Annotated in this window: 12 protein-coding genes; 8 read left to right on the top strand and 4 right to left on the bottom strand. The window is 72.8% G+C overall.

Going from position 1 to position 14,263, the window contains the following annotated elements; translation table 11 throughout:
- The first annotated feature begins 199 nt into the window (after positions 1 to 199).
- The gene (locus tag ACFRCG_RS00395; RefSeq protein WP_380027071.1) at positions 200 to 1,021 is read left to right on the top strand and encodes a phosphatase; all 822 of its coding nucleotides are present in this window, start codon (positions 200 to 202) and stop codon (positions 1,019 to 1,021) included.
- 335 nt (positions 1,022 to 1,356) lie between these two features.
- Positions 1,357 to 2,289: an alkaline phosphatase family protein gene (locus tag ACFRCG_RS00390; RefSeq protein ID WP_380027069.1), complete on the top strand. Its 933-nt coding sequence runs from the start codon at positions 1,357 to 1,359 to the stop codon at positions 2,287 to 2,289.
- Between the two features lie 157 nt (positions 2,290 to 2,446).
- On the opposite strand, the gene ACFRCG_RS00385 is transcribed toward ACFRCG_RS00390, so the two are convergent.
- Positions 2,447 to 2,884, bottom strand: coding sequence for a DUF5997 family protein (locus ACFRCG_RS00385; RefSeq protein ID WP_380027067.1), 438 nt, complete (start codon positions 2,882 to 2,884; stop codon positions 2,447 to 2,449).
- Positions 2,885 to 2,942: 58 nt separating this feature from the next.
- Between ACFRCG_RS00385 and ACFRCG_RS00380 the strand changes: the two genes are divergently transcribed.
- Positions 2,943 to 3,752: a LysR family substrate-binding domain-containing protein gene (locus tag ACFRCG_RS00380; RefSeq protein ID WP_380027065.1), complete on the top strand. Its 810-nt coding sequence runs from the start codon at positions 2,943 to 2,945 to the stop codon at positions 3,750 to 3,752.
- A gap of 381 nt (positions 3,753 to 4,133) precedes the next feature.
- Here the strand turns inward: ACFRCG_RS00380 and ACFRCG_RS00375 are convergent, their stop codons facing one another.
- Both ACFRCG_RS00375 and ACFRCG_RS00370 read right to left on the bottom strand, forming a co-directional pair.
- Positions 4,134 to 5,402: an LCP family protein gene (locus ACFRCG_RS00375; RefSeq protein WP_380027063.1), complete on the bottom strand. Its 1,269-nt coding sequence runs from the start codon at positions 5,400 to 5,402 to the stop codon at positions 4,134 to 4,136.
- 169 nt (positions 5,403 to 5,571) lie between these two features.
- Positions 5,572 to 7,107 carry a DUF885 family protein gene (locus tag ACFRCG_RS00370; protein ID WP_380027061.1) on the bottom strand — a complete coding sequence of 512 codons (1,536 nt, stop codon included), beginning with the start codon at positions 7,105 to 7,107 and terminating at the stop codon, positions 5,572 to 5,574.
- A 342-nt stretch (positions 7,108 to 7,449) separates the two neighbouring features.
- Here ACFRCG_RS00370 and ACFRCG_RS00365 point away from each other — a divergent pair, with 342 nt between their 5' ends.
- The 4 genes from ACFRCG_RS00365 to ACFRCG_RS00350 all read left to right on the top strand — a co-directional run bounded on the left by ACFRCG_RS00365 (position 7,450) and on the right by ACFRCG_RS00350 (position 11,223).
- The gene (locus ACFRCG_RS00365; RefSeq protein WP_380027059.1) at positions 7,450 to 8,883 is read left to right on the top strand and encodes a PLP-dependent aminotransferase family protein; all 1,434 of its coding nucleotides are present in this window, start codon (positions 7,450 to 7,452) and stop codon (positions 8,881 to 8,883) included.
- A 375-nt stretch (positions 8,884 to 9,258) separates the two neighbouring features.
- Positions 9,259 to 9,576, top strand: coding sequence for a helix-turn-helix domain-containing protein (locus ACFRCG_RS00360; protein ID WP_380027057.1), 318 nt, complete (start codon positions 9,259 to 9,261; stop codon positions 9,574 to 9,576).
- Positions 9,573 to 10,079 carry a hypothetical protein gene (locus ACFRCG_RS00355; RefSeq protein WP_380027055.1) on the top strand — a complete coding sequence of 169 codons (507 nt, stop codon included), beginning with the start codon at positions 9,573 to 9,575 and terminating at the stop codon, positions 10,077 to 10,079. Before ACFRCG_RS00360 ends, ACFRCG_RS00355 begins: the two co-directional genes overlap by 4 nt.
- A 193-nt stretch (positions 10,080 to 10,272) precedes the next feature.
- Positions 10,273 to 11,223 carry an alpha/beta fold hydrolase gene (locus tag ACFRCG_RS00350; protein ID WP_380027053.1) on the top strand — a complete coding sequence of 317 codons (951 nt, stop codon included), beginning with the start codon at positions 10,273 to 10,275 and terminating at the stop codon, positions 11,221 to 11,223.
- Positions 11,224 to 11,354: 131 nt separating this feature from the next.
- On the opposite strand, the gene ACFRCG_RS00345 is transcribed toward ACFRCG_RS00350, so the two are convergent.
- Positions 11,355 to 12,896: an MFS transporter gene (locus tag ACFRCG_RS00345; protein WP_380027051.1), complete on the bottom strand. Its 1,542-nt coding sequence runs from the start codon at positions 12,894 to 12,896 to the stop codon at positions 11,355 to 11,357.
- Between the two features lie 354 nt (positions 12,897 to 13,250).
- On the opposite strand from ACFRCG_RS00345, the gene ACFRCG_RS00340 reads away from it, so the two are divergent.
- Positions 13,251 to 14,243, top strand: a complete 993-nt coding sequence (locus tag ACFRCG_RS00340; protein WP_380027049.1) for an Lrp/AsnC family transcriptional regulator — start codon at positions 13,251 to 13,253, stop codon at positions 14,241 to 14,243.
- The last annotated feature ends 20 nt before the right edge of the window (positions 14,244 to 14,263 follow it).

The following is a 14,263-nucleotide window of genomic DNA, read 5'->3' as shown; positions in this document are numbered from 1 at the left end:
AATCGGTCGACTTATGGCGCGATTTCGCGTGCGTGAACGGGATTCGACGACCCCGATCCGGGACACGGTCGCGGGCCGCCGGCAGACCCGACGCCGACCCCGACGCGATCACCGCGCCGGCGGGCCCGTACCCGCCCCGCCGGCTCCCGGAGTGGGGGCGCCGGCCACCGGGTGGTTGTCGTGTGCGCACAATGGCGGCATGACGACGTCGAACATCCCACCGTCGCCCGACGAGTTGCTCCGGCACCTGGTCGCGACCCGCATCGCGGGCCCGATCGCCACCCCACGAGAGGTCAACCTGCGGCACTACGCCGAACTGGTCCGCGGAAACCCGCGCTTTTGGCTCGGCCTGGACCTGGGCGACCGCTGGAAGACCGAGGAGGACGTGCTCGCCGTGATGGCAGAGCGCGCGGGCGTGGACCCGAACCCCGCACACCGCACCGGCCAGGACACCATCGACCCCGAGCTGACCCTGGCCGCCCTCGACCGGATGGCCGCCGTACTGCGCGACGCCGCCGCCCGCCGACTGCACGTCCTCGTCGCCACCGGCCACCCCGGCGGCCTGCTCGACGTACACCGCGCCATCGCCGAGTCGCTGACCGCGGCCGGCGCCACCGTCATCGACATCCCGCGCGACCTGCGCACCACCGAGGGGGACGACGAAACCTGGGGCGACGTACGTCAGTTCGGCGGCGTCGCGGTCCTGGAGCGCGGGGCCACCCTGTGGCACACGCACGCTCCGCAACCGATGAGCGCGATCCTGGACGCGCTCGCGGAGAGCGGCCGACCCCGCCCCGACCTCGTGGTCGCCGACCACGGCTGGGCGGGGCGCGCCGGGCAACAGGGCATCCCCACCGTCGCGTTCGCCGACAGCAACGACCCGGCGCTGTTCCTCGGCGAGGCCGAGGGCACCGTCACGGTGACCGTCCCGCTGGACGACCACGTCGTCGACGCCCGCGACTACGCCCCGATGACCGCCTACCTCCTGGCCGCCGCCGGCCTGTCCGCCGAGGCCCGCTGACCACACCGATCCGCCGACCGACCGGCCCGGGACACCATCGTGTCCCGGGCCGTCTTGTCGCGTGCCGTCATACTCCGTGCCGCCTTGCTCCGCACCCGCGTTCCGCGCCTGTGTTTCCGCGCCGTCAGCGTTGCCCGCGCCGTCGCCGCGTGTCCGGTCCGACCGGGTGCGTCGCACGGTGATCGACGCTGGATCGACGTTCGATCGACGGGTTGGCGACCGGCGGCCGGTGGTTCGTTCGCCCGAACTTCACGTTCGGGATCCTCCCGGGCGAACCCGACGATTCCATAGCGTCTGGGATGCACCATCGAGCACGCGGTATTCCACTCACTCCGATGTCACAGGAGACAACCGTGTCCGACTGGTCCATATCCCGACGCAGACACCCCGTCCGCGGCCACACCCACCCCCGCATCCGCAACCGCGCCGCACTGGCCCTCGCCGCGGCGCTGGTCGCCGCCTGGTCCTTGGTCGCCGGCGCGCCCACCGCGCGGGCGGCGGGCAGCGTACCCACTCCCGACCACACCATCGTCGTGGTCTTCGAGAACCACGGCTACAGCCAGGTCATCGGCAGTTCCAACGCGCCCTACATCAACTCGCTGAAGACCGGCGGGGCCAACCTCAGCCAGTTCTACGCCGAGACCCACCCCAGCCAGCCCAACTACCTGGCGATGTTCTCCGGTTCCACCCAGGGCATCACGAACGACAGCTGTTACACCCCCGGCTTCAGCTCCGCTCCCAACCTCGGCTCGGAACTGATCGCGGTCGGCGCGACCTGGGCGAGCTACAACGAGTCGTTGCCCAGCCAGGGTTCGACCGTGTGCTCCAGCGGCCAGTACGCGCGCAAGCACAACCCCTGGTTCGCCTTCTCCAATGTGCCGACCTCCACCGCGAAGACCTTCGCGCAGTTCCCGACGAACTACACCACCCTGCCCAAGGTTTCCTTCGTGGTCCCGAACCTGTGCAACGACATGCACGACTGCTCGGTGAGCACGGGCGACACCTGGTTGCGGAACAACCTCGGCGCGTACGCCACCTGGGCCAAGACGCACAACAGCCTCCTGGTGGTCACCTTCGACGAGGACAACGGGCTGAGCGGCAACCGCATCGCGACCGTCCTGTACGGACAGCAGGTGGTCGCGGGCGGTTCGAGCGCCACCACCTACAACCACTACGACCTGCTCCGCACGATCGAGGACATGTACGGCACCTCGCACGCCGGACAGGCCGGATCCGCCACCGACATCACCGGGATCTGGGTCCCCTGACGTGTATGTCGCGGACAGTCGCGGTACCGCCGCGCCGGTCGCCGCCCGGAGCCCCCGCTCCGGGCGGTGTTCCGTCCTCACCCCCGGTGTGGTCGGACCCGCACGCGATGGTCCACGCGCTGCCGGGCGACCACGGGGCGGATCCGTACGGGCCGGGTCAGGAGCGGGGGCGGCGGCTCGGGGCGGGGCGCGTGGCGGGCCGCTCCTGCTCCTTGGCCTCCCTGGCCTGGTTCTTCTCCTTGATCCGGACCGCTTCCTTGCGGACGTCGGCCTGGACGGCGCGCTCGTGGAGCAGCCACTCCGGGCCCTCCTCCTTCAGCGCGTCGATCTGCTCGGTGGTCAGCGCCTCGGTGATCCCGCCGCGCGCGAGCCCGGCGATGGACACGCCCAGCTTCGCCGCGACCACGGGCCGGGGGTGCGGGCCGGCGGCGCGCAGCTCGCGCAGCCACTGCGGCGGGTCGGCCTGGAGTGCGTTCAGTTCGTCGCGGGAGACGACACCTTCCCGGAACTCGGCGGGGGTGGCCTCGAGGTATACGCCCAGCTTCTTCGCCGCGGTCGCGGGCTTCATCGTCTGGGTGGTCTTGTGCGACGTCATGGGGTCAAGAGTAGCGACCGTGTGCCGTGCCGCCGATCATGGCCGGTAACCTGACGTGGTGACAGGCGCGGAAACACCCTCTTCGTTCCGGCTCGCCTACGTTCCGGGGGTGACCCCCGCCAAATGGGTGCGGATCTGGAACGAGCGGCTGCCCGACGTGTCCCTGGCGTTGCTCGCGGTGACCGCCGCCGAGGCGGCCGAGGCGCTGCGGAGCGGGGGCGCCGACGCGGGTCTGGTGCGGTTGCCGATGGATCGGACCGGGCTGAACACGATTCCCATGTACACCGAGACCACCGTGGTCGTGGTCCCCAAGGACCACGACGTGACGGCGGTCGACGAGGTCTCCGTCGAGGACCTGGCCGACTTCGTGCTGCTGCACCCGCTGGACGACCCGCTCGATTGGACCGCCGGCCCGCCCGGCGTGCCGGCCAAGGAGCGGCCGGCGACCACGGCGGACGCGATCGAGCTGGTGGCGGCCGGGGTGGGGCTGCTGATCGTCCCGCAGTCGTTGGCCCGACTGCACCACCGCAAGGACCTGACGTATCGACCGCTGGCCGGGGTCGGCGAGACGACCGGCGAGGCCGTCGAAACCGCCGAGGCGCCGCAGTCGCGGGTCGCGCTGGCCTGGCCGGAGGGGGAGCCCTCCGAGCTGATGGAGGAGTTCATCGGGATCATCCGGGGACGGACGGTGAACAGCTCGCGCGGACGTACGCCCACACCGCCACAGCCCAAGTCGGCGAAGGCGGCGGCCAAACGCCCCGACGCACGCCGCAAGCCGAGCGGCACCGGCGGCGCGACCGGCCGGGGCTCACGCGGCGGCCCCGGCTCCGGCAAGAGCACCAAACGCGGAAAACCCCGCGGTCGCTGACCGGACCGGCACTCCACGCTCGAACGCCCCAACACACTCACCTCACCCACCTCGCCCATCCCACCCACGCACACACGCTCCGCCCGGCTCGCCCGCGTCCGTTTCGCCTCACCAGCACACGTGCCTCGGGCGCAGCAGGCGGTGGGTCAGGCACACGGCGGGTGGGAAGTGGTGGACCGGCGAGGTGCGCGGGGGCGGCCTTGGCGATCGGCTCGGCGAAGTACCAGCGCGACATCCGCACCCGCAACTTCAGCGAGCGGGTGACCCGGCGGGCCACGCCGTTCTCGTCCACGACCGGGACCGGCGCGACCCGGCGGGCGGGATTCGGTGGTTGCGCGGGTGGGAAACGGGGTTTGGGGCCCAGGGCTCGGGGCTCGGGGCTCAGCCGAAGGAGAGGTTGGAGCACGGGTCGTCGTCGGCGGAGCGGACCTTGTCGACGATCGATGCCGGCGGGGGTGCGGGCGTCGAGGCGGTGGTGGGCTTGGTGGGCTTGGTGGTCGGGGGTGGCTCGGTGGCGAAGACGCGGTCGGGTGTGAGGGTGAGGGTGGGGTCCGGGGAGTTGCCGCCCGCGTCCTCGCCGTCGACGGTGCGGTCGGCGCGCAGCGCGCTCCACAGGATGTCGGCCCGGGGGCGGACGATCGCGACCCGTTCGCCCTGGTAACGCCACGGCACCGTGACGAACTTGGTGTTGTGCAGGTCGATGTCGCGCAGGGACATCGCGAACGAGGTCAGCTTCTGCACCGACCCGAGGCCGGGGTCGACGGTCAGCGCCTTGGTGGCCGCGTCGGCGAGCGGGAACAGGGTGGTGGGATCGAGGCCCTTGCCCTTGACCCGGGTGATCAGCGCGGCGACGAACGCCTGTTGGCGGCGGATGCGGCCGATGTCGGAGCCGTCGCCGAGGCCGTGCCGGATGCGTACGTAGTCGAGCGCCTTTCGGCCGGAAACGGTCTGGCGGCCCTTGGCGAACAGCAGCTCGCCGCGAGTGTGGAGGTTGGGGTTCAGGTCGCCCGCGTAGACGTCGGTGGGTACGCAGACGTCCACGCCGCCGACCGCCGAGGTCATCCGGGCGAAGCCGGCGAAGTCGATCACGACGGTGTGGTCCACGCGCAGGCCGGTCAGCTTCTCGACGGTGTTCTGCGTACAGGCGGGATTGCCCCGGGTGGTGTCGCCCATGGAGAAGGCCGCGTTGAACATGGTGTTGGTCTTGGGCCCGGTCCAGGAGCCGTCGGGCAGTCGGCACGGCGGTATCTCCACGAGCGCGTCGCGCGGGATCGAGACGGCCACCGCGTGTCTGCGGTCGGCGTACACGTGCAGGAGGAACGCGGTGTCCGAGCGGCCGACGTCGCCCTGTCCGCCGCCGTACGCGTCGTTGCCGTCGGCGCGTGAGTCGGAGCCGATCACCAGCACGTTCCGGCCGCCGGTCTCCTCGGGGCGGTCGGGGGAGACGCCGTCGGCGGAGAAGGTCCGGATGTTGCCGTTGAGCCGGAGATAGATCCAGCCGGCGCCGGCCACCAGGAGGATGACGAGGGAGAGGGCGATGCCGCCGAGTCGGCGGCGCCTTCGGGGGCTTCGGGTGCGGGGTGACGCGGTGGATATCCCGGACCGCGGCCCCGACTCGGGCCTGGCGCCCGACCTGTGACTTCCCGACATCGCGTGGCCTCGTCCCGGTGGTTTGTTCGAGGCGAAGTGATCGGCCTCGATTCTCGTTTCTATAGTTGCGCAATATAGCAACTGTTGTGCGTGGGTGACCGGCGCACTCCGGTTCGCGGGTGGCGGATCGGAGTGCACCGGGTGGGTGGGGGCGGGGTCGGTCGAGCGGTCAGCCTCGATCGAGGGCGGCGTCCAAGAGGCCGAGCGGGGGTGCGCCCAGGTTCAGCATCGCGGCGTGGAAGCGGGGCAGGGTGAACGCCGATCCCCAACGGGCGCGGGCCCGTTCGCGCAGGTCCAGGACGGCGAACTTGCCCCACGTGTACCGGCCGTAGGTGGGGTCGAACAGGCCGCGCCGGGCCTCGTGCAGGGCGGCGGGGCCGGTCAGCGCGACGTCCTCGGTGAACCGGCGGGCCGCGTCCTCGACGGTCATCGCGCCGGTGTGCAGGCCGATCGCGCAGGCGAAGCGGGTGACCCGGCGCAGCGCGTCCTGCGCGACGGCGATCGCGAACGCCGGATCGGTGCGGAAGCCCTCCTCCAGGGCCATCTCCTCGCAGTAGTGCGCCCATCCCTCGATGAAGACCTCGGAGAGCACGGTGCGCCGAACCGCGCTGCCCGCGCGGCGCATGGCGCGTCCGTGGCTGAGGTGTCCCGGGGCCACCTCGTGCACCACCATGTTGGCCATCAGGTTGCGGCTGAAGCCGGTGCGCAGCCACTGGTCGCGCTCGGTCGCGGACCAATCGGGGAGCGGGAGGCTGACGTGGAAGCGGCCGGGCGCGTCCGCCTCGTTCGCGGCGGCCCAGGTCGCGCCGGCCAGGGAGCGGCGTTGGGCGTCGGGCATGGGCAACACCTCGACGCGGACGTCGTGGTCGGGGACGAGGTCGTGCGCGGCGGCCCACGCCACGGCGTCCTCGACCAGGGCCCGGAACTCCGGGATGACCCGGTCGGTGTCGGGGTGGTCTGCCTGGAGCGCGGCGATGGTGGCGGAGGGCTCGGCGCGCGGGTCGAGCCGACGGCAGGCCTCGTCGCGCATCGTGCGCAGCCGGTCGCGTTCGGCGTCGACACGGGTGGTCATGGTGTCCGGGTCCAGCTCGACGGCCTCGGCGGAACCGAGCAGGCGGGCCAGTGCCGCGCCGCCGAGCGCGGCCGACGGCGGGCCGTGCCGGCGGGCGTGGTCGAGGTGGTCGACGAAGCGGTCGAGGGCGGCCCGCGCGGCGTCGTGTACCGCGTCCGTGCCCGGCGTGACGAAATCCGCCAGGCCGCGGGCGAGCGGGAGGGAGGCCGCGGCCAGCGGGGCGGGCACCCGGTCCAGTGCCTCGATCGCCGCGTCCACGCCGTCCGGCCAGCCTGCCAGGTGCGCTCGGCGCGCGGTCGCGCGCTCGTCGGCGGGGGCGTAGTCGCGGTCGTAGCCGGACAGGTCGAGGTTGTCGATGTGCCAGATCGGATTGGTCCGGTACAGCGCCAATTCGTCCAGCCGCACCCGCAACGCCTCCTCGGCCGCGCGGGCGAGGGCCTCGTCGTAGGGGTCGGGGTAGGCGTTCGTTCCGGCGGGTCCGCCGAGCGCGGCCACGGCGCGGCGTACGCCGGCGGGGGAGAGGTCCTGGAGGGTTCCGTCGTACTCGTGTCGACCGGCGCTCTCCCGCGCGGCGAACACGGACGCGTCGCAAATCGCGGCGAGACGGGCGTCCAGGGGGCGGGCCGAACTCATGTGCTGCTCCAGTACTGTGCGCTGCTGTGACCGGACCAGCCTGGCCACTCGACCCGCGTTCGTACCGGGCCAATGGGGGCGGAGGTGGACCGGCCGTCGTATGCGGGCGGGTCGACGGGGGCGGTGGACGTGGCGGGGCGGGGCGCGATGGTTGGAGGGGTTGACGGGATCGAGGGGGTCGACGGGCATGACGACGCCGAACGGGTCGCCGGAGTCGGGACGGGCGCCGGGGTCGGGACGGGTGGCGGAGCCCGCGCGGCTGGTGCGGCCGCCACGCGGTTCGGCGAGGCTGCTCGGCCCGTGGTTTCGAGCCGCCCCGTGACCGGGCCTTCGGTGCGGTCCGTGGTCGAGCCGGCGGAGTTGGTCGAGTTGCTCGGGGACTGGACGGTGGGGGAAGGGTTGCTCTACCGGGGGCTGGCCCGGGCGACGGCGCGGCTGATCGCGGACGGGGCGTTGGCCGCCGGGGCGCGGTTGCCGGCCGAGCGGCGGTTGGCGAAGGCGCTGGCGGTGAGTCGGGCGACGGTGGTCGCCGCGTACGACTCGCTGCGGGCGGACCGGCTGGTGGAGAGTCGGCGGGGGAGCGGAACCAGCGTGGCGCTCCGACCCGAGGTGCCGGCCGCAGCCGGGGACGGACGGGTGCCGGGTGGGCAGGCGACGGCGCTGGTGCAGCGGATGGTCTCCGGGCCGGCCGAGGTGATCTCGCTGGGGCACGCGGCCGACGCCGACGGGCCCGATCTGGCGGCGGCGTTGCTGGACCTGGTTCGGGAGGACCTGCCCGGGCTGCTCCGGGACACCGGCTACCACCCGGCCGGCCTGCCCGCGCTCCGGGCCGCGATCGCCGCGCACCACACGGCGCACGGTTTGCCGACCGGGCCGGACCAGGTCCTGGTCACCACCGGCGCGACCCAGGCGATCGTGCTCGCCACCCGGCTGTTCGTACGCCCGGGGGCGTGCGTGGTGATCGAGTCGCCGAGTTGGCCGGGCTGCATCGACACGTTCCGGGCGGCGGGCGCCCGGCTGGTCGCGGTCGGCCTCGACGAGGAGGGCGTGCGGATCGACCTGCTCGCCCGCGCGCTCGCCGAGCATCGGCCCGCGCTGCTGTTCGTGATGCCGACCTACCACAACCCGACCGGCGTGCTGATGTCCGCTTCGCGCCGCCGCCGGATCGCCGAACTGGCCGCCGAGCACCGGGTCACCGTCCTGGAGGACAGCGCGCACGCGGCCACCGCCGCTCCCGGCGAGGTGCCGGCGCCGATCGCGGCCCATGCCGGGGCCGGGTCGATCCTCACCGTGGGGTCGTTGTCCAAGGCGGTTTGGAGCGGGTTGCGGATCGGCTGGGTACGCGCGCCGCGCACGGTGATCGAACCGCTGGCCAGGCTCAAGGCCGGGGCCGACCTGAGTACGCCGCTGCTCGACCAGGCGCTGGCGGCCCGGCTGCTCCCCGAACTGCCCGCCCTGAGCGCCTCGCGCGCGGCGCTGCGCCGGGCCCGACTCGACACCGCGCGGCGACTGTTCGCCGAGGCGCTGCCGACGTGGCGCGTACACCCGCCGACCGGCGGCTCCGTGTTGTGGATCGAACTCCCACCCGGCACCGACGCCCGAATCTTCGCCCAGATCGCCCTGCGCCACGGCATCGAGGTCGTCCCGGGCGCCGCCATGGACGCCACCGGTACCCACGACACCTTCCTACGCGTCCCCTTCGCCTTCGACCCGGAAGTCCTACACGAGGTCACCACCCGCCTGACCACGGCCTGGACCGAGTCGAACCCCCTCTGACCCCCACAACCAAACCCCACCCGCCAACAACTCCGAAGCCCGAACGACAACTCCCGCGCCGGGCCCGCAGCGGTGTCGGGGCGGCGACTCGCTGTGCAGGAGTGCCAGTTCCGGCGTCCGAACGGCAACTCCCGAGCCGGGGCAGTCCCCGTGCCGGGGCGGCAACTCCCGTCCCAGGCCCGCAACTCCGGCGACCGACACCCAACGGGCGCGGTCGCCGCCCCCGCTCCGCGCCGCCCCCGCTCCGCGGCCGGCTTCAACTGCTGTTCCGGGGCGTTGGGTTGCTTTCGCTGTTCGGGCAACTTTCCCGCAGGGAGGGATGATTGTGTCGTGTCGGACCTACCGTTCCCGCAACTCGCGTTCTACGCTGCCGGAATGAGGCATGTGGCGCCTGGGGCGCGTGAGACGAGAACGGCGGAGCGGATATCACCCTCGACCGCCGACGAACCCATCCGGATGATCGTGGCGCGCAACGTGCGCATGCTCGCCCGGCGCGACGGCTACACCGACGGGGCCATCGGCGAGGCGCTGGGCCACGGCCGCTCCTGGGCGTGGCGCCGGTTCACCGGCGAACTGCCCTTCGACCTCAATGACGTGGAGCGCCTGGCCGAGCTGTTCCAGGTCGACCCGGCACACCTGCTCGCCCCCGCGCACACATGGGCGCCCGACCCGTCCCGGAGGGCGGTCTCATGAGTACCGAACGTCGCCCGAGCAGCCGCCGCAACCGCGTCGACAACAAGCACCGCATCGAGCGGGCCACCGCCCGCCGCGCCACGCGCCACAACGACGGGGCGTCCGTGCCCGCGATGTCCTCGGAGGTGATCGAGGCCGCGCTCTACCGGGCCGCCGAAGGCGACTACGCGGCGCAGGCGACCACGTACATCCTCACCGAGGAGGGCTCCTTCGTCCGTCGCCCCGACCTGTACGCGGTGTGTCTGGACTGGTCCGACGACGGCCGCTACGCCTCGGTGCGGTGGGAGACGCTGCGCGAGGTGGTCACCGCGCCCGACGGGCCGTATCCCGACGGGGCGTTGCGCACCATCCTGCTCCTGTGTTGCTCGTTGCACGACGACGGCCCGGCCCCGCTGTCGCGCCTGGCCTCGCTCGACACCACCAACGCCCGCATCGTCTCCCGAGGCGTACACATCGCCACCGGCGCCCTCCCGTTGCGCCAGGCCCTGGGCAACACCCCCTGACCGGTCGCGGCGACCGCCCGAGCGCGGGCCGCCGCCACCCGTAGCGGTTCGACCCCCGCCCTTCCGGCGGGGGCGACCGAACAACAGTGGTTGCATATTAAAACCGGGCCTCCTATGGTCATGGTGGTTGCAAGTTGCCACCACCCGGATGCGGCCGGACCGGCCGACCGTACGACCGAGGAGACCACCCGAGATGATCGCCGCCGACGAGACCTTCCTGGGCAGCTATCCCTACGCGCCGCACCACAGTTCGGCGCCCGGATTCCGGATGCACTACGCGGACGAAGGGGCCGGCCCGGTCGTACTGTGCCTGCACGGCGAACCCACATGGGGCTACCTGTTCCGCGACCTGATCCGCCGCCTCTCGACCGACCACCGCGTCGTCGTACCGGACCACATGGGCTTCGGCAAGAGCGAGACCCCGACCACCCGCTCGTACCGGCTCCAGGACCACGTCGACAACCTGGAGGCGCTGGTCCTCGATCTCGACCTGACCGACATCACCCTGGTCATGCACGACTTCGGCGGCCCGGTCGGCATGGGTCTGGCGGCCCGGCACCCGGACCGGATCGCGCGGGTCGTCGCCGTGAACGCACCGACGCCGTTCGGGCAGGAGGACCTGGGCGCGGTACTGGCCGCCAACGCCGCCCAGTCGCCCTGGTTTCGCTGGATCGCCCGCGCGCACGCCGACGGCACGCTCGAACAGGTGCTGGGCGCCCTGGACTTCACCATCCTCAGCACGCTCGCGCTGAACGGGTTCGAGGACACCCGGATCATCTCCCCGACCTGGATCGAAGCGTACGGCGCGGCCTTTCGCACCCCCGAGGAATGCCTCGGCGCGATCGGCTGGGCCCGGGGCTTCGCCACCGGCGCGCATACGTTCGAGACGCCGACCGCCCAGGTCCGGGCCCGGCTGGCGGACACCCCCGCGCTCGCCGTCTGGGGCACCGCCGACCGGACCCTGGCCGCCGCCCACTTCCTCCCGCTGTTCCGCGCCGCCTTCCCCCGGGGCCTGATCACCGAGCTGCCGGGGGTGGGCCACTACAGCTACGAGGACGCCCCCGAGACGATCGCCGCGCTGATCCGGCAATTCCTCGCCGGCACCGCCACCGACGTGCTCCGGGGATGGTCGGGAGCCGCCTGACGCGACGCGTGCGGCATGCGTGAACGGGCGACGGTCCCGGCCCGACCGACGACCGACGCGGGCCGAGCCGATGTCCGTCGCGGCATCGGCTCCCGGCCCGCGGGCGAGCCCGTTCGGCATCCGCGTCGGTGTCACCGCGACGCGGACTCGCGTTCGGGGGCCGGTGCCCCGGTCCCGCCGGCGGCAGGGGCGTGGGCCGCCTTCGGGACGGTGAGCAGAGCCAGTACGCCCGCCGCCAGCCCGAGCGCCCCGCAGAGCAGGAACGCCCGATCCAGGCCCGCCGCGAAGGCGTCCCTAATCGTGTCCACCACCGCGTCCCGGCCACCGGCCGGAGCCGTCGCCACGAACTGTTGCGCCCGGCCGCCGCCCAGGGCCTCGGCGGTCGCGTGCGGGTCGGCGGCGAGGGTGGTCCCGCCGCCGCTCAGCGCGTGTTCCGCGCCGTCCCGGAAGACCACGCCCACCACCGCGATGCCCAGCGCGAAGCCCAACTGCCGGAAGGTGTTGAGCGCCCCACCGGCCATCCCGGCCCGGCTCGGCGGCACCGCCGTGAGCGCCGCACCGGCCATCTGCGGCATCGCCAGGCCGACCCCGACCCCGGCCACGAGCAGCCCCGGGAGCAGCGCGGTCCAGTCCGAATCGGCGTCGACCAGGGTCAGCGCGAACGCGCCGAGCCCGATGCAGAGCGCGCCGATCCCCAGTGGCCACCGGGGACCCGTACCGTGCGGGAGCCGGCTCGCCACGGCCGAGGCCACGAACGAGACGGCCGCCAGCGGCAGCAGCGCCAGCCCGGCCCGGACCGGTCCGTACCCGAGCACCGACTGGAGCCACACGGACAGCGCCGGGAACGCGGCGAAAGCGGAGAACTGCACGAGCAGACCGGACAGCATGATCCCGCTGAACGACGCGCGCCGGAACAGCGCCAGGTCGATCATCGGCTCGGCGACCCGGGCCTCGACCACCACGAACAGCCCGAACGCCACGACGGCGGCGGCGAATACGCCCAGCGTCGGACCATCGGTCCACCCGTCGGCGCCGGCTCGTACGAAGCCGTAGGTGAGCAGCGCCGCGCCGAGCGTGAAGGTGACCATGCCGGCCGGGTCCGGCCGCGCCGCTCGGTTGCCGTGCGATTCGGTGAGCAGACTCAGGCACATCGCCACGGTCAGCACGCCGATGGGCACATTGACCAGGAAGATCGCCTCCCAGCCCAGGTGTTGGGTGAGCAGCCCGCCCATGATCGGCCCCACCGCCGCGGCGGCCCCCGAGATCGACCCCCATACACCGAAGGCGACGCCGCGGTCGCGGCCCTGGTAGGCGTGTCCGAGCAGGGCGATCGTGGTGGCGAACATGGCCGCGCCGCCCACACCCTGCAGGGCCCGGGCCGCGATCAGCGTCCCGGTGTCGGGCGCCGCCGCGCACAGCAGCGACGCGGCGGTGAACACCACGGTGCCCGCGACGAACACCCGCCTGCGGCCGATCCGGTCGGCGAGCGATCCGGCGCCGAGCATCAACGCGGCCAGTGCGAGGGAGTAGGCGTCCAGCACCCACTGGAGGTCGGTGTAGGAGGAACCCAGATCGGCGCCCATGTCGGGCAGCGCGACGATGACGATCGTGACGTCGACAAGCAACATGAACGATCCGAGACAGACCGCGAGCAGCGGCCCCCACTTGCGCACGAGGACTCCCAGGACGAGATACGGGACGAAGGCGTGACGGCATGACGGCGTGACCGAATGACGGAAGCGCAACGACGCAACGACGGAACGACGCAACGACGGAACGACGGAACGACGGAAGGGCGGATCCACAGGACGGCGGAATCACGGCAACGGCGGTACGGAGGCGCACCACCGCCCGAGCGCACAGTCGGCCGCGACCGACGGCGACCCGATCCGCCCCGTCGACGCGCCCCGCCCCGCCACCCCGCGTCCGCGTTCCGCCCGCTGACGGAAACCCTCGCCCATCCGCGGGATCGCGTCGAGTCCACGCGGCGAATGCGGCGGATTCCCGATACGGCTACGCTCCCGCCGGTGGGATCCATCGAATTCGACGCCGTCGACCTGGCGATCGTGCACGCGCTGGACATCGACGGCCGGGTGCCCTTCGCGCGCATCGCCGAGGTGCTGGGCGTGTCCGACGCGACCGTGGTGCGCCGCTACCGGCGGATGCGGGCGAGCGGAGCCATGCGCGTGGTGGCCATCGGCGACACCCGGCGCACCGGACAGGCATCCTGGGTGTTGCGGGTGCGCTGCGTTCCGGACGCCGTGGAGGCGGTGGCGGAGGGCTTGGGCCGCCGGTCGGACGTGTCCTGGGTACAACTGTTGTCGGCCGGCGCCGAGGTGATGTGCGTGACCCGGCCGCGCGGCCCGGAGGCCCGCGGCGACCAACTCCTGCGCAACCTCGGCCGCGCGGCCGGCGTCGGCGAGTTGGAGGCGCACTGCATCCTGCGTGTGGTGGTCGGCGGCCCGCCCGGGTGGCGGGCGCAGAAGATCGGCCTCGACGCCGACCAGGTGGCCGCGCTGACCCGTTCCGCGCCGGTGGTCGACCCGGACGCGCCGCTGCCGCCCTGGAACGACGACGACCGGGCGCTGTTCGCGGCGTTGTCCCGGGACGGTCGCATGTCGTTCGCGGACCTGGCCCGAGCCTGCGGAACCTCGGAGTCGGCGGTCCGCCGCCGGCTGGAAGTGCTGCGCGCCACGGGCGTGTTGTACTTCGAGGTGGAGACCGACCCGGAGTATCTGGGCTACGCCATGCCCGCCTTCCTGTGGATGTCGGTACGCCCCTCGGCACTGGAGGCGGTCGCGGAGGTGGTGGCGGCCGACCCCCGTGTGGTCTTCGGCGCGGTGTCCACCGGGCGGGCGAACTTCCTGGTGAGCCTGCTGTGTCGGGACACCGCCGACCTGTACGACTTCATCGCCCACACGCTCGGCTCGGTCGAGGGCATCACGAACGTCGAGACCACCCCGATCGTCGAAACCTTCAAACGCGAAGGCCCGATGCCACAACCGCGTCGCCGACGCTGAGCCGGGCGCACATCGCGGCC

Source organism: Embleya sp. NPDC056575 (assembly GCF_042793325.1).
GTDB lineage: Bacteria > Actinomycetota > Actinomycetes > Streptomycetales > Streptomycetaceae > Embleya.
This window is presented reverse-complemented; position numbering and strand designations above follow the sequence as displayed.

Coding starts and splice junctions, on each gene's coding strand:
- ACFRCG_RS00395 (WP_380027071.1), top strand. CDS start 200: ATGACGACGTCGAACATCCCACCGTCGCCCGACGAGTTGCTCCGGCAC.
- ACFRCG_RS00390 (WP_380027069.1), top strand. CDS start 1,357: ATGTCACAGGAGACAACCGTGTCCGACTGGTCCATATCCCGACGCAGA.
- ACFRCG_RS00385 (WP_380027067.1), bottom strand. CDS start 2,884: ATGACGTCGCACAAGACCACCCAGACGATGAAGCCCGCGACCGCGGCG.
- ACFRCG_RS00375 (WP_380027063.1), bottom strand. CDS start 5,402: ATGTCGGGAAGTCACAGGTCGGGCGCCAGGCCCGAGTCGGGGCCGCGG.
- ACFRCG_RS00370 (WP_380027061.1), bottom strand. CDS start 7,107: ATGAGTTCGGCCCGCCCCCTGGACGCCCGTCTCGCCGCGATTTGCGAC.
- ACFRCG_RS00360 (WP_380027057.1), top strand. CDS start 9,259: ATGAGGCATGTGGCGCCTGGGGCGCGTGAGACGAGAACGGCGGAGCGG.
- ACFRCG_RS00355 (WP_380027055.1), top strand. CDS start 9,573: ATGAGTACCGAACGTCGCCCGAGCAGCCGCCGCAACCGCGTCGACAAC.
- ACFRCG_RS00350 (WP_380027053.1), top strand. CDS start 10,273: ATGATCGCCGCCGACGAGACCTTCCTGGGCAGCTATCCCTACGCGCCG.